At 43.9% G+C, this 18,733-nt stretch carries 16 protein-coding genes; 9 read left to right on the top strand and 7 right to left on the bottom strand.

The genetic code is table 11. The annotated features are described in order from the left end of the window. The first annotated feature begins 13 nt into the window (after nucleotides 1-13). From proS to ACFS5N_RS05145, 5 genes are all read left to right on the top strand, one after another. Nucleotides 14-1,486 carry a proline--tRNA ligase gene (gene proS / locus ACFS5N_RS05165; protein ID WP_377182922.1) on the top strand — a complete coding sequence of 491 codons (1,473 nt, stop codon included), beginning with the start codon at nucleotides 14-16 and terminating at the stop codon, nucleotides 1,484-1,486. Nucleotides 1,487-1,638: 152 nt separating this feature from the next. After that, complete coding sequence (locus tag ACFS5N_RS05160; RefSeq protein ID WP_377182920.1) at nucleotides 1,639-2,013, top strand: four helix bundle protein; 375 nt, start codon at nucleotides 1,639-1,641, stop codon at nucleotides 2,011-2,013. Between the two features lie 55 nt (nucleotides 2,014-2,068). Next, nucleotides 2,069-3,208 carry a cystathionine gamma-synthase gene (locus tag ACFS5N_RS05155; RefSeq protein WP_377182918.1) on the top strand — a complete coding sequence of 380 codons (1,140 nt, stop codon included), beginning with the start codon at nucleotides 2,069-2,071 and terminating at the stop codon, nucleotides 3,206-3,208. Between the two features lie 107 nt (nucleotides 3,209-3,315). Then, nucleotides 3,316-4,203 (top strand): TIGR02757 family protein, encoded by an 888-nt coding sequence (locus ACFS5N_RS05150; protein WP_377182916.1) that lies wholly within the window; start codon nucleotides 3,316-3,318, stop codon nucleotides 4,201-4,203. Between the two features lie 125 nt (nucleotides 4,204-4,328). After that, the gene (locus ACFS5N_RS05145) at nucleotides 4,329-4,691 is read left to right on the top strand and encodes a DUF5655 domain-containing protein (protein WP_377182914.1); all 363 of its coding nucleotides are present in this window, start codon (nucleotides 4,329-4,331) and stop codon (nucleotides 4,689-4,691) included. A 226-nt stretch (nucleotides 4,692-4,917) separates the two neighbouring features. On the opposite strand, the gene ACFS5N_RS05140 is transcribed toward ACFS5N_RS05145, so the two are convergent. The 7 genes from ACFS5N_RS05140 to ACFS5N_RS05110 all read right to left on the bottom strand — a co-directional run bounded on the left by ACFS5N_RS05140 (nucleotide 4,918) and on the right by ACFS5N_RS05110 (nucleotide 13,999). Continuing rightward, nucleotides 4,918-6,018: an aldose epimerase family protein gene (locus ACFS5N_RS05140; protein ID WP_377182912.1), complete on the bottom strand. Its 1,101-nt coding sequence runs from the start codon at nucleotides 6,016-6,018 to the stop codon at nucleotides 4,918-4,920. A gap of 29 nt (nucleotides 6,019-6,047) precedes the next feature. Beyond that, entirely contained in the window at nucleotides 6,048-6,980 is a 933-nt protein-coding gene (locus ACFS5N_RS05135) for a DUF6282 family protein (protein ID WP_377182910.1), read from the bottom strand. Further along, complete coding sequence (locus tag ACFS5N_RS05130; RefSeq protein ID WP_377182908.1) at nucleotides 6,981-9,248, bottom strand: GH92 family glycosyl hydrolase; 2,268 nt, start codon at nucleotides 9,246-9,248, stop codon at nucleotides 6,981-6,983. Between the two features lie 118 nt (nucleotides 9,249-9,366). Further along, nucleotides 9,367-10,536 carry a hypothetical protein gene (locus ACFS5N_RS05125; RefSeq protein ID WP_377182906.1) on the bottom strand — a complete coding sequence of 390 codons (1,170 nt, stop codon included), beginning with the start codon at nucleotides 10,534-10,536 and terminating at the stop codon, nucleotides 9,367-9,369. An 87-nt stretch (nucleotides 10,537-10,623) separates the two neighbouring features. Beyond that, a complete protein-coding gene (locus tag ACFS5N_RS05120) occupies nucleotides 10,624-11,649 on the bottom strand; it encodes a basic secretory protein-like protein (RefSeq protein WP_377182904.1) in 1,026 nt (341 codons plus the stop codon). A gap of 97 nt (nucleotides 11,650-11,746) precedes the next feature. Beyond that, entirely contained in the window at nucleotides 11,747-12,868 is a 1,122-nt protein-coding gene (locus tag ACFS5N_RS05115; RefSeq protein ID WP_377182902.1) for a hypothetical protein, read from the bottom strand. A gap of 21 nt (nucleotides 12,869-12,889) precedes the next feature. Then, on the bottom strand, nucleotides 12,890-13,999 hold the full coding sequence (locus ACFS5N_RS05110) for an SPFH domain-containing protein (protein ID WP_377182900.1): 1,110 nt from the start codon (nucleotides 13,997-13,999) through the stop codon (nucleotides 12,890-12,892). A gap of 121 nt (nucleotides 14,000-14,120) precedes the next feature. Here ACFS5N_RS05110 and ACFS5N_RS05105 point away from each other — a divergent pair, with 121 nt between their 5' ends. From ACFS5N_RS05105 to hscB, 4 genes are read left to right on the top strand one after another with little or no spacing between them, the layout of a single operon-like run. Continuing rightward, nucleotides 14,121-14,960 (top strand): polysaccharide deacetylase family protein, encoded by an 840-nt coding sequence (locus ACFS5N_RS05105; protein WP_377182898.1) that lies wholly within the window; start codon nucleotides 14,121-14,123, stop codon nucleotides 14,958-14,960. Between the two features lie 32 nt (nucleotides 14,961-14,992). Further along, nucleotides 14,993-16,312 carry an alkaline phosphatase family protein gene (locus ACFS5N_RS05100; RefSeq protein ID WP_377182896.1) on the top strand — a complete coding sequence of 440 codons (1,320 nt, stop codon included), beginning with the start codon at nucleotides 14,993-14,995 and terminating at the stop codon, nucleotides 16,310-16,312. After that, nucleotides 16,296-18,068 carry a cytochrome-c peroxidase gene (locus tag ACFS5N_RS05095; RefSeq protein ID WP_377182894.1) on the top strand — a complete coding sequence of 591 codons (1,773 nt, stop codon included), beginning with the start codon at nucleotides 16,296-16,298 and terminating at the stop codon, nucleotides 18,066-18,068. Before ACFS5N_RS05100 ends, ACFS5N_RS05095 begins: the two co-directional genes overlap by 17 nt. A gap of 26 nt (nucleotides 18,069-18,094) precedes the next feature. After that, entirely contained in the window at nucleotides 18,095-18,622 is a 528-nt protein-coding gene (gene hscB / locus ACFS5N_RS05090; protein WP_377182892.1) for a Fe-S protein assembly co-chaperone HscB, read from the top strand. The last annotated feature ends 111 nt before the right edge of the window (nucleotides 18,623-18,733 follow it).

The raw sequence follows: 18,733 nt of genomic DNA, 5'->3' as shown, positions 1-18,733 counted from the left end.
TATTCTGCTACAAATGAGTAAAGGTGTTATTAGTAAAGAAGAAGATTATTCGCAATGGTATAACGACCTGGTTATAAAGGCCGATATGGCTGAGTATTCGCCAGTTAGGGGCTGCATGATCATTAAGCCCTATGGATATTCTATCTGGGAGAAGATGCAATCCATACTGGACAAAATGTTTAAGGACACAGGTCACAGCAATGCTTACTTCCCCTTACTAATCCCCAAATCATTCTTTTCAAAAGAAGCCAGCCACGTTGAAGGCTTTGCCAAAGAGTGCGCTGTTGTTACGCACTATCGCCTTAAAAATGATGGCGATGGTAATATTATTGTCGATGAGGAAGCAAAGCTGGAAGAAGAGCTGATTATCCGCCCTACATCTGAAACCATTATCTGGAACACCTACCGTGGCTGGATACAATCATACCGCGATCTGCCTATCCTGGTTAACCAGTGGGCCAACGTAATGCGCTGGGAAATGCGCACCCGTTTGTTTTTGCGTACCAGTGAGTTTTTATGGCAGGAGGGACATACCGCGCACGCCACTGCCGAAGAAGCTATTGCCGAAACCGAGCAAATGCTGGAGGTATATGCCGATTTTGTAGAAAACTTTTTGGCATTACCGGTAGTGAAGGGCCGTAAAACACCTAACGAACGCTTTGCCGGTGCTTTGGATACTTATTGTATTGAAGCCTTGATGCAGGATGGTAAAGCTTTACAGGCAGGTACTTCGCACTTCTTAGGCCAAAATTTTGCTAAGGCTTTTGATGTTAAGTTCACCAACAAAGAAAATAAACTGGATTACGTTTGGGCTACCTCATGGGGCGTTTCAACCCGTTTAATCGGCGCGCTGATCATGGCGCATTCTGATGATGCTGGTTTGGTATTACCGCCAAAACTGGCGCCTATACAGGTGGTTGTAGTGCCGATATACAAGCATGACGAAGAACTGGAAAATATCACCAACTATGTAAACGGGCTTAAAAAAGAACTGGTAGCCAAAGGTATCTCTGTGAAATTTGATAACCGCGATACACATCGCCCTGGTGCCAAGTTTGCTGAATACGAATTGAAAGGCGTACCACTGCGTGTTGCCATTGGTAGCCGCGATATGCAAAACGGCACCGTTGAACTGGCCCGTCGTGATACAAAAACTAAAGAAACTGTAAATCAGGAAGGTTTGGCTGATACCATCGAAGCCCTATTGGCCGAGATCCAAACCAACATCTACCAAAAAGCCGCTAACTTCCGTACCGAAAACACCACCGAGGTTAACGATTACGAAGAGTTTAAACGATTATTGGATGAAAAACCGGGCTTCCTGTCAGCACACTGGGACGGTACGCCTGAAACCGAGCAACGCATCAAAGACGAAACTAAAGCCACCATACGTTGTATTCCTTTAAATAACAAGCAAGAAGAAGGTAAGTGTATTTTGACCGGTAAGCCGAGTACGCAGCGCGTTCTGTTTGCGCGAGCGTATTAATGTTGGGTGAGTGGTTGATTAGGTGAATGGTTGATTAAGTTTAATGAGCGAGTGGTAAGACTTGTCTATCATCAAAAACTTTATTTAGATTTAAAAATTATTCACTCAATCAACCATTCACCTAATTAACTTACTCGACCGTTCACTAACCCATGGCTTCCTTTACAGAACTTGAAGTTTGGAAACAATCCAGAAAAATTAGAATCTGGGTATCGGCTTTGGCTAAAAGATTTCCTTCAGAAGAAAAGTACCGACTCGGAGACCAAATTATACGATCTTCTCGTTCTGTTGGAAATAATATAGCAGAAGGACACGGCCGTTTTCATTACCAGGATAATATTCGATTTTGTATCATGGCTCGTGGTTCGTTATCTGAAACCCTCGATCATTTAATGATTGCCGTCGATGAAAAAATTATCGAACAATCTGCCCTTGATGATTTTCAACTAGAGTATGATAGCTGCTTAAGATTGTTGAACGGTTATATCCAATATCTTAAAAAGAAAAAGGTCGATGAATTGAGTTAAGCAACCACTCACCTAATCAACCCAATCAACCCAATCAACTTAATCAACCATAAGTATGAAATTCGCAACAAAAGCAATTCACGCAGGGCAGGAGCCCGATCCATCAACCGGTGCTGTAATGACACCGATATATCAAACCTCAACTTATTGGCAAAAATCGCCGGGTGAGCACCAGGGGTTTGAGTACTCGCGCGGCACTAACCCGACGCGCAAGGCGTTGGAAGCGTGTTTGGCAGCTTTGGAGAACGCTAAATTCGGGCTGGCCTTTTCAAGCGGCATGGGCGCTACCGATGCGGTGATGAAATTACTAGCACCGGGCGATGAGGTGATTACCGGTAATGATTTGTATGGCGGTTCGTATAGAATCTTCACTAAGATATTTGCCAACTACGGCATTAAGTTTCATTTTTTGGATCTTTCAAATCCGGAGATTATCCGCGAGCACGTAAATGCCAATACCAGGCTGATCTGGATTGAAACGCCCACTAATCCAACCATGCAAATTGTTGACATTGCTGCGGTAACCAAAATTGGTAAAGAAAAGGGTTTGTTGACGGTGGTTGACAATACTTTCGCCTCACCATACCTGCAAAATCCGATTGATCTGGGTGCTGATGTGGTAATGCATTCGGTTACCAAATACATTGGCGGCCATAGCGATGTGGTAATGGGTGCTTTGATGTTGAACGATGAAGACCTGTATAAACGCCTTTGGTTTATTTATAACTCCTGCGGCGCCACGCCGGGGCCGATGGACAGCTTCCTGGTGCTGCGGGGTATTAAAACGCTGCATCTGCGTATGAAAGCGCATTGCGAAAACGGCCGTAAAATAGCTGAGTTTCTGAAAACACACCCTAAAGTAGACAAGATATACTGGCCGGGCTTTACCGACCATCCAAACCATGAGATCGCCAAAAAGCAAATGCGCGATTTTGGTGGAATGATCTCGATAACGTTAAAAGGAGCAGACCTGCAGGAAACTTTCCGCGTAGCGTCATCATTCAAAGTGTTCTCGCTGGCTGAGTCTTTGGGAGGCGTGGAGTCGCTTATTAATCATCCGGTTACCATGACACATGCTTCCATACCTAAAGAAGCCCGCGAGGCAGTGGGTGTTGTTGACAACCTGCTACGTTTAAGCGTTGGGGTTGAGGATGTGGATGATTTGCTGGATGACTTGAAGCAGGCGCTGGCGTAAACACTATTCTTTATTGTCATTCTGAGCAAAGCGAAGAATCTTATACGATTTGCTATATCGCTTTTATAAGATTCTTCGTTTTGCTCAGAATGACAACCTCTTATAAAATGCAAGATAATCTCAAATCCTTCCTCGACGCCAAAGTCGCGCAATACAATCAACCTCAATTTATTGCAAACGACCCGGTAAGCATCCCGCATCTGTTCACCAAAAAACAGGACATCGAGATTGTGGGCTTTTGGGCGGCGACGCTGGCCTGGGGACAACGCCCAACCATCATTAAAAAATGTAAAGAACTGATTGACCTGATGGACGGCGCCCCGCATGATTTTATCATGAATCACCAGGAGATCGATCTGAAAAAGCTGCTGCATTTTAAGCATCGCACGTTTAATGATATTGATACGCTTTATTTTATTGCTTTCTTCAGATATCATTATGAACGGCATGAGTCGTTGGAAGATGCTTTTATATCATCAACAGATAAGGCAAAGAGCGCTGTCATGCTGAGCCCGTCGAAGCATAACGGGCAGGCCTCTCCGCGCGCCCTTCGACAAGCTCAGGGTGACAGCCTTGCTATTGAACCTGTAGAAGAATATCTAAATCATTTCCGTCAATATTTCTTTTCGTTGCCCGATTACCCGCATCGCACCAAAAAACATGTATCATCGCCCTCGCAGAAGTCGACCTGCAAGCGCTTGAATATGTTTTTACGCTGGATGGTCAGAAAGGACAATCAAGGCGTGGACTTCGGTGTCTGGAACCAGATTAAACCTTCAGAACTCATCATGCCCTGCGACCTGCATGTCGACCGCGTGGCCAGGCATCTCAAACTCATTAACCGCAAACAAACCGACTGGCAAACCGCCATTGAACTAACACAGCGTTTGAGGGAGTTTGACCCGGCAGACCCCGTTAAGTATGATTTTGCCTTGTTTGGGCTCGGAATTGAAGAACGTTGGGGCGGGGACGCTATTTTGCCTATATTAGGGTAATAACTATTCAAGTTGTCATCTCGAACGATAGTGAGAGATCTATACACACATAAGCATGGATTTCATGTCTATGTATAGATTTCTCCCGTTGGTCGAAATGACAGAATGTGAATGGAAATATATTTATGAACCAGGACCCGCGCATCGCTCAATTTCTCACCGGTAAATCAGCGCATACCCTGACGCTGTATCATCATTTCTTAACAGAATTTGAAAAGGTGGGTGATATACTTATCGAGCCTACCAAAACAATGATCGGCATATCCAACGCGCATAAACGCATTGCCTGGGTAACACAACTAGGAAAGAATTTTATTCATGTGGTATTTCCGTTCGGGAAGCCCTATAAGGATAATTTTTGCTTTCAAAAAATAGGGCAGGTGCCCGGCTCACAGCAGTTTAACCATCATTTGCGGATACTCCATATAGAGGATATCAATAACGAAGTACTTGGCTTTATGCAAATCGCCTACAATGAAGAGAAGTAACAAAACACGCATTTTAAAGCGCCTATAGTTGAGTTATAGGCCGATGGTTTTCATCACAATTTTGGTTAAATAAGGTGTTTCACGTAAAGTGTTTCACTCCAAAATCAGGTTTTGGGATTATTTTGTATAAATAACTTATTGTTAGTTTTTTATAGCGGTTATTTAAACTTTTACTACTGTTTCAAAGTGTTTCACATTTGGTGAAACACCACACAAGCAGAAACAGTTATTTTTTCACTGAAAATTTATAAACAGTTTCTGATCTGAATGTCTCGCCGGGTCTTAGAATTACGTTGGGGAAATTTGCGTGATTGGGTGCGTCGGGGTAATGCTGGGTTTCTAAACAAAGCGCACCCCACTTGTTGAAATGCAGGCCGTCGCGGCCAATAATGCGTTCGCTGAAATGGTTACCGGTATAAACAACCAAACCGGGCTCAGTGGTATAAACCTGCATCAACCGTCCGCTTAAAGGTTCATAAGCCATGGCCGCCAAAGCCATCTCGCCAGATTTATTGCGCAGGGCATAACTCAGGTCATAGCCATTACCGGTGGCAGCAATGTTTTTACCAATTGCTGTAGGTTCGGTAAAATTGTAAGGGGTGCCTTTCACATCAAGCAGGTTACCGCTCGGCATCACATCTTTATCAGCTTCCAGATATTGATCAGCCAGGATGGTCAGTTTCCAGTCGGTTACCTTAGCAGTATTGCCGGCCAGGTTAAAATAGGTGTGGTTGGTAAGCACCACAGGCGTTGCTTTATCAGTTGTTGCCGAATAGTTCAGTTTCAACTCGTTATTGTTGGTCAGGGTGTAAATTACCGTTACATTCAAATTTCCCGGATAACCCATTTCACCATCTTTACTAAAGTAGGTGAGTTTTAAGGCGACTTCTTTGCCGGGCATTTCTTCGATGTTCCACACCTGTTTGTCAAAACCTTTCGGTCCGCCGTGAATGTTTGACATGAGGATATACTCTTTGCCATCAAGCATAAACCTTTTATTAGCAATGCGATTAGCCACGCGGCCTACCACAGCCCCCAGCAGGGCGTTATCTCGGCCTAAATACTGTTTTAATGAATCGAAGCCCAAAACTACATCGCCCATTTTGCCATTTTTATCCGGGGTAATGATGTCTGTAATGGTGGCGCCGTAATTAATTACTTTCACCTGCATGCCATTGCTGTTGGTCAAAGTGTATTGAAAAATCTGCCTGCCATCAATTTCGCCATAAGGCGCCTTGGTGATCCTGGCTTTAACTGCCGGTTGCGGTTTAGCATAGGCGCCGGCAAACGATAAACAAGCAATTACAGCGAATAATACGTTTTTCATCAGGTTTAATTGGTTTTATAAAGTGCAAACTACTCCGTAGGTAAACCTAAAAGCTTAGCCGGATTTTTTCTGGCGATGAGGTCAATATCATGTTCGCTCATACCGTTAGCTTTTAGAGACGAGATAAAGGCCCGCATTCCATCCGGATGCAATGGATTTCCCGGCTGGCCCAGATCAGAATCAATAATACAACGATCAGCCCCGATAGCCTGAATAACTTTAACACATTCGGCAACTGCTTTTTTGTCGCCGTCATTTTTGTTGCCGGTTTTGGCAAGATAGCTTTGCCAGCAAAACTCAATGTAAGCGCCCATGTCTGCCATCTGTTTCATCTGTTGAACAGTGGCGCCCAAAAGCTGGGCATGTGTTACGATAATCTTACCAATACCGGCGTATCTGGCCGCCTGTATCAAGATCAACGACTCGGCAGGAGTGGAGTGCCCGGTTTCGAGTATCCGGTCGTTTTTGGCAATAGCTTGAAACACCTCAGCCATTTCAGGCACTGGCTTGCCATCTTTTACAACGCTTACAAATTTGCGGGCCCCCGGGCCATGCTCAAAGTTATTCTCAGCATCAACGGTAGGCAGCCAAACTACTTTACCACGATGGCCCTCCATGGCAGCCATGCGACGGATGGCCTCCGCATTTAATCCACCAACAGAGCGGTTAAGAGCTATTCCACCAAAAACCTCTATACCGCCAACTTCTTTCATAGCCGTTTCGGCCCGGTCGGCCGTCATGGTGTAATGATTTTTGAGGACGATGCCCCGCATGCCGTCCTTTTTTGCTAATCGGGCCAAATCCAGATCACTTAAAGAGCGACCGGACACATCAGGCCCGGCATGACAATGAAAGTCAATAGTGCCCGCCAACGGATTGCTATTTGCAGACTGCCTGCCCTGTGCCCAAATTAGTTGGGCACTCAACAAACAGCCTGCAAATATTAATCCCGCTTTAAACATTTATTGGTTCATTAATGAATATGGTTTATCGCCGGCAGCGGTACCTCTGCTTTTGTTTGGCTTGTCGCTCATGATCAATTTCAACTCGCCGCCGTTAGTTAATTGGTCATACGTGATATAGTTTTTGGTAAAGTCCTTACCGTTCAACTCGGCCGACTGGATATACACATGATCTTTATCATTGGCCGGTGCATCAATTACGAATTTCTTTCCGTTCTCCAGGTTCAGGGTGATTTTTTTGAACATCGGACTGCCAATAGCGTATTGGTTGGTTCCCGGTGTTACGCTATATAAGCCTAACGCGCTTAACACATACCATGACGATGTTTGCCCCTGGTCTTCATCGCCCGGATAACCGTTTTCGGTAGCATTATACAATTTGTACATGGCATCGCGTGCATGAAATTGAGCTTTCCATGGCTCGCCGGCATAGTCATACAGATAGATCATATGCTGGATTGGCTGATTACCATGTGCATATTGCCCCATATTGGCCGCCACCATTTCGGTCATTTCATGAATCATGCCGCGATAAGTACCAACTTTAACAGCATTCGGAACTGAAAAAACAGAGTCTAATTTAGCATTGAAGTTGGCATTGCCACCCATCATATTGATTAAGTCCTGGATGTTATGAAAAACCGACCACGTATAATGCCATGAGTTACCTTCAGTAAACGGGCCGCCCCATTCTATTGGGTCAAAGTTTGGCCTCCAGTTACCATCCGGCCCTTTGCCTTCCATAAAATGAGTAGCCGGATTGTAAACGTTGCGATAGTTATACATCTGCCGCGCAAAAACATCCATATAGTGCTGGTTGCCGGTCATTTTAGCTAACTGGTAACCGCACCAATCATCGTATGCATATTCTAAAGTTTTAGCGGTCGATTCGCGATAGTTAGGGTAAGGAACGTAGCCTAATTCATAATATTCTTTCCAGCCTTCGCGACCATTTGCCGGTCCCCATGGGCCTTTGTTAGTGGCTTCGTGGAAGTAAGCATCCAGAGCTTCTTTAGGATCAAAAGTATGAATACCTTTTGCCCAGGCATCGGCCAATAAAGAAATACCATGATTGCCCACCATGCTACCACCCTCACTAGGGAAAGACCAAGCCGGTAGCCACCCACATTGTTTATAGGCGTCAATTAAAGCCTGCATATAGCGGCCGTGCATTTCGGTTTGTAACAGTGCATTGAGTGGGAACTGCGCTCTGAAAGTATCCCAGAAGCCGGTATCAGTAAACATATAGCCTGGGTGTACCATACCGTCATAAGGACTAAAATAAACAGGTTTACCAGAAGCATCCAGCTCATAAAATTTACGTGAGAATAAACTGGCGCGAAAGAAACAAGAATAAAAAGTTTCCCGGTCGGCTTCAGTGCCGCCTTCAACCACAACTTTACCTAATGATTTATTCCAAACCGCAGCTGCCTTAGCTTTGGTTTGTTCTAAAGTTTTGTCATTACCCAATTCGCGTTTCAGGTTAAGTTCGGCTTGCTCAAGACTGATGTATGAAGATGCCGTTTTAACCTGCACTTTAGCGCCGTTTTTAAATTGAACGTAAGCGCCCTTACCTTGCCCTTCAGCTTCGGTTGAGTCGGCATGGGTGGTATTGGTTTTATTGTCCCAGGTGCCGTACGCTTTTATTGGTTGATCAAATTGTACTACAAAATAGCTTTTCCAGCCTTTTTTAAAGCCTTCGCCATTGTTTACCCAGCCCGTAATGCGGTTAGCTTTCGGATCGATCTTTACGCCGCTTAACCGGATATAGCCGTCAAGCACCAAAAAACTTTTCTGGCCCGACGGATAGGTGAATCTTAAATGAGCACCACGCTCCGTAGGAGCAATCTCTGTAGTGATCTTATTATCAAACTGAACCTTATAATAGTTTGGCTTCGCGATTTCATTGGCATGGCTAAACTTAGCTTCGCGTTTGTCCTCATCAACGACCAATTCGCTCATTGGCATCAGCGAGAAGACGGCATAGTCGCGGGTCCATGAACTGCACTGGTGTGCCTGTTGAAAACCACGGATATGATCCTTCATGTATTGGTATTTCCATCCATCGCCGTTTTTGCCGGTTTGCGGTGTCCATGTATGCATGCCGAAGGGCAGGGCTGTTGTTGGATAAGTGTTACCTCTGGTTAATTTAAATTCAGAATTTGTACCCTGTAACGTATTTACATAATGTACCAGGTCTGGTTGTTGTTGTGCAAATGCCGTACTCACAAAAAGCAACGGCGTAAAGAAAAGATGTTTGATCTTCATTGTTATATGTTGGTTCAATATTGATTTAGAGGGCAGCGCCGGTAAAGCGCATATCGGCTTCAATTATAGTAATCTTTTATCCTTAAAGGGTTATTGTAATAACTTCCTTACGTTATAATTAACTGTTGGTTACCCGGCCATTTTTCACTGTTAGCCTTCCGCTAAATATCAGGTCTTTGTCTAAGCGGACAGCTGCTGTCTGCCTGATAATATCGGGGCTGCGTGACACTTTACCTTTGAATACCTTCTTGCCGTTAATGCTCACGGCAACCTTTTTATCCATGTTTAACATATTATCGTTCAGGAAGATGTAAAGTATATCATCCTGGTTGTTGATAATGTCAATTTTATTACCATCTATTTTAACCCGTACTTTCTGACCTTGTTTTGCACTAGCTATATCAGTACCCAACCAATAAAACTGATCGCGCAGGATATCATCCTGAATCCAGATCACATCCTTCGGTATCGGGTTTCTTTTATGGGATGCCAGCCACGGAACGGCAATGGTATCTTTACGATTCATCCAGTGTGGCAAATCCGGATAAACATGCAGTCTGTGTTCAAAGCTGCCTGGGTACACTTTTTGTAAACTATCAAGTCGGGCGCCCCATTGGGCCACTAACTCATTGCGGTGATATGCTGCGTCTTTGCCGCCAACAAACGCATCAAATGGAAGGTTCTTTAAGTTCAGAATCTGCGCGTCGCCGGGATGACCGGCCATCATAGCGGCAGCGCCCCAATAATCGGCCAGGCGGGGAGCAAGTTGAAAAACGCCATCGCCACCTGCGGAGTAACCCATAACGTATATTTTATTAGGGTTCACGTCGTCCAACACAATTTCATCTTTAACTACTTCAGCAATCAGTTCATCCATCGGGTAGTCGTGCCACATGTTCCAGGCATCAACCGGTGCTCGCGGGACAAAATAAACGCCTTCTTTAAGCTTATAAAGTTTCTTTTGATTTTCCCATTGCTGATCGTTTACAGCAGGAGCGGTACCCCCGCCGCCATGTAATGAAATGTACAGGCTGCGGCCATCAGCTGGCTTGTCGCCAAAAATCTGCGTAGTAAACTTCATGGTGAAGTTTTTATACTGAATTTTTTTAGCGGTCCATTCGGTTTCGGCTTTCGGCTTGTGCGCAGCTAATTGAGCTTTTAGTTCGCTTGCCGCAAGTTCGGATGCGGCTTTTTTGTTAAGGTTGGTTTGTGCCGACACAATTAATCCGCTTAAACAAAATAGGTTAGCTAACGCAATGTTTTTTAATTGTAGTAAAGATTTAAACATCTTAAATAATTTGGGAGCTAAATTTAGCAGATTAATAACAAAGCCCAATACAATGTACCGGGCTTTGTTTATTAAAGTAATTAATTATCACGGATTCTCACTGCTGTAAACCAGATGTAAATCCGGGTCAGCTGCATAAGCGGCCCATAATTCATCAAGCGATTTGCCGCCCGACATATCAGCCCAGATGGTGGGTTTAAACGAGCCATTTCTCAGGGCCTCGTCAATCTGTACAATCATGCCCGGTTTAATTTTTTGATCCATCCACTCAAAGAAACGCGCAGTTACCCGGTAGCTGTCTTTATAGCTTTGTGTTGATTTAAAGTTGGGCAGAAACCATTTTGAACCCACGTTATCTACACCAAATTTATAGCGCATAAAGTCGGCAATACCCTCTGTTAACCAAACCAGATCGCGGCCATAGCTGTAACCATAGCTTTGTACAATGTGCGTACATTCGTGCGTTACCACGTCGATATCGTAAGGGTGCTGGTTCATGTAATGGGTAGCAAATAAAATGCGGCTACCGCTGGTTTCGGCTACGCCTTTGTAAGCTGTATCTGTAACAAAAATTACATCCTTAGTAGCTTTGTGATTAAACATATCACACAGTTTTGGATAAATTTCAAAATAGGTGTTGATCAGATTTTTCTGCACAGTAGGATTGAATTTCTCATTTTTGTTAATGAAAACCAATGAGTAACCATTCTTTTTGATGGTATCTACAGACACCCAGTTTTTGTGCAAAGCATCATTTAAAGACTGCTGGAAACCTGCCAGATTCTTTTTGTTTTTGATCCATGTAGCATTTGCTACAATTTCGCCTTCGCGGGCAGACAAGGTAAAGTTTTTTGCAGTATCAATAATGCGCATCGTTACTTCACGTTTGGTTCGGTAACCGTCGGCATAAGCAAATGCCGGATATGCAGCTCTGAATGCGGCGCCTAATTTAGCAGTGTCAACTTTGGTTTTTGCTATGTCGTTAACCGTTAAAGTGTAGGGGCGTGGTTGGTAGCGTCTTCGCTGAGGCTGCCCCGTTTGCGGAGCCGTTTGTGCTACAGCTGCTACCGAAAGCATGGTAAAAAAAGCCAGGTTGGTAATGTGTCTGATCATGTTTGATTGATTAATTGCCATAAATATAAATCAAGTTAAAATACCGGCATGTAAAAATGAAGCTACAGTTGACGGCATTAGTAAGATAAATGGCTCACTATCGGTTGCCGAAATAAATTACCCCCAAAGCAATCACTATCAAAATAAATAAAACCAGCAGCACAATTTTGGCAATGCTCTTTGGCCGTTTGCCAATAACCTCGCCGGTAGTGGCATTTACGGTAAATTGATATACCTTGTCTTTATAACGATATGAACTGGCCCAAACAGGCAGCAATATTTGTTTGATCTTTTTTTCAGTATAGTCTATATTATTGTTGTTAATGCGTTGCTCGTCGCCGCCAATATCATTACAAATATCACTTTCAATTTGAGACAAAGTGCGTTGTGCCGCAATATCAAAGCCTGATTTTGGGTCGATGGCATAAGTCTCAGACCTGAAACCTGCCAGGTAACGCTCATCAAACATCACCGATTTTTCAAACAGCCAGGGCTCAAGAGCATCCAAAGTTTTATCCGGCAATGATTTACTGGCCGGTATTAAAATGCCTTCAAAATTGGTAGTTACATGCCCCCATGCCGGCGACCACGCAGTATGCCTTACCTGCCGGGTGCGCACACGTTCTTCGCCATCTACCGTCTCTGTATAAGTTTCGGTGGTGTAATAATAGTCGCCGCGCTCACCTGTATAATCAGTTTCGGCCACGGTATCATATAACCAGTATGGCAGATACATACCCGTTAGTCCCGCCGAGTTTTGCGAAGCTGTTTTTGCCAGGTCATTCGGCGTCCACCAGGAAGACTTTAGCCATAATGTGTAAAAATTGATAGCCTCGTCGCGGCTTAAAGCAAAAGGCAGCACATAATGGGGCTTTACAAACTGTATCTCTTTCTTTGGGTCGAGCACCAGCGGAGAGCCGCAAAACGGGCATTTATCAGACACAGAAAGTGCGTCTAGCGCAGTAGTTGAACCGCAACCGCTGCAACTGGCCATTTTAACATCGGCCGTTGATCGGTTTGATTGCGTATATGCTAAATAATCGTCAAAATCAATAGGTGGCTGGTCACTAAGTTCATCCTGAATTTTATCAAGGTGAATTTCCTTGCCGCAATAATCGCATTGCAAATTTTCTGTACCCGGTTTAAAGTGTACAGATGCGCCGCAGCCATCACACTTCAGTGTGCTGTTTAACTGAGCTATTTCAGATAACTGATCCATGTTAGTCGAAGGGTTTGTCGCTTAGCTGATAGCCGGAGGCAAATTGTCAAATAATGTGGCTACATCATCAACCGTGTTAGCGGCAACCCAATTAGCCATGCCTTTTTTCCAGATCAAAGTATCTCTTTTGATAGTGCCGTTATTGATCAGAACGTTGATCTCCGCAAAGGTATGCGGCCCATCGGCAGCTCCATTATTTACAAAGTGATATTGTATGGAAGGCGCGACAGGCGGCGGCACATCGCTGCCTGTATTCGGGTTAAACTGATTTTGCTGAAACACGTTGCCAATCTGGCTGGCCATAGCAGCGCCAACCCCTAAACCCATACCGGCAGCACCCAAGTTACCACCCATTGAGTTTTCTGCGGATTTCTCCATCGCGTTGGCAGCTTCAAATTGAGCGTAAGCGCCCAGATTGCCAATAATACCCATGCTACTGCGTTTGTCCAGCATTTGCTCAACTTCGGGTGGTAAGGAAATGTTTTCTAAAAGCAATTTGCTTAGCTCTAAACCTAATTCGTTAAAATCAGGCGTGATGATATTGCTTATGCTTTTACCTAACTCGTCGTAGTGCGATGCGATATCTAAAACCGGGATTCTTGATTGTGCAATAGCGTCCATACCGCGAGAGGTAATGATATTGCGCAGTTGCTCATTAATCTCTTCAACAATAAAATCAGGATTAGTTGCCGATACTTCGCCGATGAATTTCTTCGGATCATTAACCCTGAAGTTAAAAGTACCATAACCACGTAACCTAAGCGGACCGAACTCGGCATCGCGCACAATTACCGGGTTTTTTGTTCCCCATTTTTGATTGGTAAACTGCCTTAAACTTACAAAGAAGATATCGGCCTTAAATGGCGAATTAAATCCATATTTCCAGCTTTTAAGTGTAGTTAATATCGGTAAATTATTAGTTTCCAAACTATAAGTTCCCGGCATAAATATGTCGGCGACTTCGCCTTCATTCATAAAAACTGCGGCTTGCGATTCGCGAACAATCAGTTTTGCGCCGTTTTTGATAGCGTTGTCGTAACGCGGAAACTTCCAAACAATAGTGTTTTGTGTATTATCGACCCATTCAATGACGTCGATAAATTCATTCATCAGTCTGCCTAACAGTCCCATTTTATATTGATACGGTTTATAAGTTAATCGTTTAAAGATGTTAAATAAACCTTAGATCACAAAGCTTTTACTTAGTTACATTTTCATACATCGTAATAAATTTTAGCTTTGCGATAACACTATGGTAAAACTGATTAATATCGATAGAGTTAGATTTCTGCTAATGGCGTGTCTGCTCATGCCCGTATTGACTCGTGCCCAACAGGTACACTGGCCCAAAAACAAAAAAGCAGCCATAGTGCTCACTTATGACGATGCCTTGCGCTCGCAGCTAAATAATGCGGTGCCGCAACTGCTAAAATCAGGTCTTAAAGCTACATTTTTTCTTACCAGCGATATTGATAGTACCAGCATACCCAAATGGCGTAAACTGGCAAAAAAAGGGTATGAGCTGGGCAATCATACGCTTTATCATCCGTGTTTGGCCATTGAGGATAATCCGGCCAAATCCGAAAACTATACAGCTTATGGTATGATACGCGAAATAGAGGTTATGGACCGCTGGCTGTTTGCCGTAGATGGTAAAACCAAAAGAACTTTTGCATACCCATGTGCCGAGACGCTGGCCGGAGGTAGAGACTATGTAGATTCACTGCGCAGGTACCGGGTAGCTAAATATGCCCGCATTGGCGGCGATAGCAGTACGATAATTACTGATTTTAAAGATCTGGACACCTTACGGATCCCGTCATACGGATTAGATGGTGGTGAGAACGGCGATAAGCTAATTGCTTATGTAAAAAATGTGGTACAAAAAGGGGGTCTGGGCATAATCATGATTCATGGGGTAGGCGGCGATTATATCCGAATTTCTGCCGATGCGCATCAGCAACTCCTTAATTATCTGAAAGATCATAAAAAGGAAATTTGGGTTACTACATTTCAGCAAGCGCTGGATGAGGTATATAGCCAGGTTAAACGGACGAAAGTTAATACAGCGTTAACGTCAACCGGCCGATGATAATCTTATATTCGTAGCATATTTTTTCTCTGATGAAAACTAAGTTCAATAAGCGTATTTCAATTGTGGCAGCATTGAGCCTGGCTGGCGCTGTGTCTGCAAATGCACAGATAAAAAAAGTAAAACATGTGGTGGTGATCTATATGGAAAACCACAGCTTCGATAATTTATGGGGGCAGTTTCCGGGTGCTAACGGTTTAGATAAAGCTAAAAAAGAAAATATAGTTCAGGTTGATGCCAATGGGAAAGTTTTTGAAACCCTGCCGCCAATTCCGCGCAGCAGTGCTTTTCCAACCAATCTGCCCAACAATTTATTTAACATAGACCAGTATGTACCAGCCGACCAGATAACGCCGGACGTTACACACCGCTTTTACCAGGAACAGGAGCAGATAGACGGTGGCAAGATGGATAAATTTGCGGTGTATAATAACTCTAAAGGCCTGGCTATGGGTTATTATAAAACCGCCGATATCCCTTTGTATGATCTGGCAAAAAAATATACGCTTTGCGATAATTTTTTTCATAGCGCATTTGGCGGGTCGTTCCTGAATCACCAGTGGCTGGTGGCTGCAGCGTCGCCAACATTCCCCAATGCTCCCGAGGTTATGAAAGCTAAGCTTGATGCTTCAGGCAAATTGATTAAAGATGGTTCTGTAACTCCTGATGATTACGCGGTAAACACTTTGAATTCGGTTAACCTGCATCGTAAAAACGAGGATCCCGCTGCGCTGGTGCCAATACAAACCGGCCCCAACATCGGCGACCGTTTAACCGATAAAGGCGTTTCGTGGGCCTGGTACGCGGGAGGGTGGAACAAAGCCGACGCCGGGAATGCTGATCCAGGTTTTTCTTACCATCACCAACCAATTGTTTACTTTGCCCGTTATACGCCGGGCTCGAAAGATCGTAAAGAACATTTAAAAGATGAGGACGATTTTTTTGTAGCTGCCAAGAATGGTACGCTACCTGAAGTATCTTTCGTAAAACCTACCGGTGTTGAAAATGAGCATCCGGGTAACTCGTCTATCAAGCAAGGCGAAGAACATGCCGTTAAAATAATTAATGCTGTATTGAACGGACCGAATGGTAAAGATGCCGTAATCATTTTAACTTATGATGAAAACGGCGGTTTCTGGGATCACGTAGCGCCCCCAACTATTGATAAATGGGGGCCGGGTTCACGTATCCCTGCATTGATTATTTCGCCTTTCGCTAAAAAAGGCTACGTTGATCATACTCAGTATGAAACTGTAAGTATCCTGGCTTTTATTGAAAAGCGCTGGGGCATCAAACCATTGACCGATCGCGACGCAAAAGCCGATCCGTTTAGCCATGCGTTTAACTTTTAAAATTATTGCAGTTGGGGCGTTGCTTGCCATTTCGGTGTCATTGCTTTCATTGAGACAGTCTGACAATAGCCCGCCCAAACAAATTCAACAGAAATTAATAGAACAATCCGACAGCCTGTTAAAGGCGGTCGGATTGTTGCGTTCTACGCCGTTTGATGCAGCACATAAGGCGCAGTTGCAATACCGCTTTAAACAGTTACGGCTGGTTTATAAGCGTATAGAATGGGCAGCCGAATATTTTGATCCGGTAAATACCCGGTTAGTTAACGGTCCGCCGGTACCTGAGGCCGAGCTAAGCGGGGTAATTATTCAGCCCGATGGTTTGCAGGTTATTGAAGCTGATATTTTCCCAACTATCGCAACTTCCAAAAAAGTCGAGATGAGAGGACTTTTAAAGCGGCTAACTCAAAATGTTTTAGTTTGTAAAGATCGTTTTCAGCATGCAGATATACAGGACTGGCAGATACTCGACGCGGCCAAGCTGGAGGTTTTTAAGATAGAGATATTGGGTTTGAACAATTTTGATGATCCTTTGCTGCAAAACTGTTTTAATGAGTCGGCGGCGGCATTGCAAGGTGTTCAGTGGGCAGTTAGCAGATATGATGCGCGAATAAACTTTGAATCGGCGATTAAGTATATAATGCGGCAATCAGAATTTAATCAATTTGACCGCGCCGCATTTATAACGCGTTATGCCAATCCGCTTACGCGTAAGCTGACGGCTTTACATAAGCGATTGAACTTGCCTGATATCAAGTATAATCGCCTGTTGAACCAGGAAGCTGCTACGTTGTATGATAAAAATGCTTATAATAGAAACGCATTTATAGCCTCACCCCAAGATTCGGCTACAGCAGATAAGATAGCTTTGGGCAAGCATCTTTTTTTCGACCCAATACTTTCGGGTAACGGCGTACGCAGTTGTGGTACCTGCCATCAGCCCGACAAAGCCTTTACCGACGGTTTACCGAAAAATCTGGACATTACCGGCAAAAAGTTGGTCGCGCGTAATACACCAACACTAATCAACGCTGCTTTACAACCGGCGCAGTTTTATGATCTGCGCGCTCCTTCGCTCGAAGATCAGGCTAACGATGTGGTGCGTAACCGCGATGAAATGCACGGCGATATGCAAGTAGCCATAGGCAAGCTTTGGATGGATGAGAGCTACCGCAATCAATTTGCAAAGGCCTATCAGGTAGAAAATCGCACAGCTATAGATACTTTTGAGGTAGTGAATGCTTTAGCTAGCTATGTTCGTAGTCTAACGGCATTAAATAGCCGTTTCGATGATTATATGCAGGGAAATTCAAAAGCATTAAACGCTACAGAAATAAACGGTTTTAACCTTTTTATGGGTAAAGCAAGGTGCGGCACCTGCCATTATCTGCCGCTGTTTAATGGGGCTTTGCCACCGCGCTATATGCAAATGGAAGCCGAAATTATTGGTGTACCTAAAAGTAAATACAGCAGGCAAATTGATCCGGATCTGGGCACTGCAGCTATTCAGCCTCTAGGTTTTAATAATCATGCTTTTAAAGTGACTACAGTGCGCAACGCCGCGCGTACGGCGCCTTATATGCATAATGGAATTTACAAAACTTTGGAAGAAGTAATTGATTTTTACAATAAAGGTGGTGGCGCAGGTGCGGGAATTAAAGTATTTAACCAGACTTTGCCGGCTGACCAACTGCATTTAACGCTTAAAGAAAAACGAGACCTTATAGCTTTTATTAAGAGTTTGAATAGCAGGTAAAGCAAAGTTTACGCTAACTTTGCGCCATGATCAATTATTTTGACTTTTACGCTATTCCGCAATCATTCAATCCGGACGCTGCTTACCTGAAGAAGAAATTTTACGAACTAAGTAAGCAATATCATCCTGATTTTTACGCCAACGAGGACGACGCCAAACAGCAGGAAATACTTGAACTGTCAACGCTAAATAATAAGGCCTACCAAACATTATCCGACCCTGCAAAGCGCCTTGAGTACATTTTGAAGCTGCACGGACTGGTTTCTGAAGGCGCTAAACCACAGTTGCCGGCCGACTTTTTAATGGAAATGATGGACGTGAACGAGCGGCTAATGGAAGTTGACACCACCGAAGAATTAAGCAAGATCACTGCCGAAGTTTTGGCCATAGAGGGAGACATGAATGAAGAACTCTATAAGTTAACTGACGACTACGAACAGTTGGATGATACAGCCAAAGAAAGCCGCCTCAACGATATTGCTAACGTTTATTACCGCCAGAAATATTTGTTGCGTATTAAAGAGAGTATGAGTAATGTAGCTTCGCGATTATAGGCTTTATTATTTTAAATAACAGTAAATCAGCTCGTGGTTAAATATTCACAAATATTTATTGCGAATTAAACGGAGTTTAAATACATTTGCATCCCGCTTCTGAGGGTTACC

Origin of the sequence: Mucilaginibacter ximonensis, assembly GCF_042686265.1 — a bacterium.
Taxonomy (GTDB): Bacteria; Bacteroidota; Bacteroidia; order Sphingobacteriales; family Sphingobacteriaceae; genus Mucilaginibacter; species Mucilaginibacter ximonensis.
The sequence above is the reverse complement of the archived record's forward strand: the minus strand, read 5'-3'. Positions and strand labels throughout refer to the sequence as shown.

What these genes read in the sequence shown, in the direction of transcription:
- ACFS5N_RS05125 (WP_377182906.1), bottom strand. Translation starts at nt 10,536, where the DNA reads ATGTTTAAATCTTTACTACAATTAAAAAACATTGCGTTAGCTAACCTA.
- ACFS5N_RS05120 (WP_377182904.1), bottom strand. Translation starts at nt 11,649, where the DNA reads ATGATCAGACACATTACCAACCTGGCTTTTTTTACCATGCTTTCGGTA.
- ACFS5N_RS05150 (WP_377182916.1), top strand. Translation starts at nt 3,316, where the DNA reads ATGCAAGATAATCTCAAATCCTTCCTCGACGCCAAAGTCGCGCAATAC.
- ACFS5N_RS05110 (WP_377182900.1), bottom strand. Translation starts at nt 13,999, where the DNA reads ATGGGACTGTTAGGCAGACTGATGAATGAATTTATCGACGTCATTGAA.
- ACFS5N_RS05140 (WP_377182912.1), bottom strand. Translation starts at nt 6,018, where the DNA reads ATGAAAAACGTATTATTCGCTGTAATTGCTTGTTTATCGTTTGCCGGC.
- ACFS5N_RS05115 (WP_377182902.1), bottom strand. Translation starts at nt 12,868, where the DNA reads ATGGATCAGTTATCTGAAATAGCTCAGTTAAACAGCACACTGAAGTGT.
- ACFS5N_RS05145 (WP_377182914.1), top strand. Translation starts at nt 4,329, where the DNA reads ATGAACCAGGACCCGCGCATCGCTCAATTTCTCACCGGTAAATCAGCG.
- ACFS5N_RS05095 (WP_377182894.1), top strand. Translation starts at nt 16,296, where the DNA reads ATGCGTTTAACTTTTAAAATTATTGCAGTTGGGGCGTTGCTTGCCATT.
- ACFS5N_RS05135 (WP_377182910.1), bottom strand. Translation starts at nt 6,980, where the DNA reads ATGTTTAAAGCGGGATTAATATTTGCAGGCTGTTTGTTGAGTGCCCAA.
- proS (WP_377182922.1), top strand. Translation starts at nt 14, where the DNA reads ATGAGTAAAGGTGTTATTAGTAAAGAAGAAGATTATTCGCAATGGTAT.
- ACFS5N_RS05155 (WP_377182918.1), top strand. Translation starts at nt 2,069, where the DNA reads ATGAAATTCGCAACAAAAGCAATTCACGCAGGGCAGGAGCCCGATCCA.
- ACFS5N_RS05160 (WP_377182920.1), top strand. Translation starts at nt 1,639, where the DNA reads ATGGCTTCCTTTACAGAACTTGAAGTTTGGAAACAATCCAGAAAAATT.
- hscB (WP_377182892.1), top strand. Translation starts at nt 18,095, where the DNA reads ATGATCAATTATTTTGACTTTTACGCTATTCCGCAATCATTCAATCCG.
- ACFS5N_RS05130 (WP_377182908.1), bottom strand. Translation starts at nt 9,248, where the DNA reads ATGAAGATCAAACATCTTTTCTTTACGCCGTTGCTTTTTGTGAGTACG.
- ACFS5N_RS05100 (WP_377182896.1), top strand. Translation starts at nt 14,993, where the DNA reads ATGAAAACTAAGTTCAATAAGCGTATTTCAATTGTGGCAGCATTGAGC.
- ACFS5N_RS05105 (WP_377182898.1), top strand. Translation starts at nt 14,121, where the DNA reads ATGGTAAAACTGATTAATATCGATAGAGTTAGATTTCTGCTAATGGCG.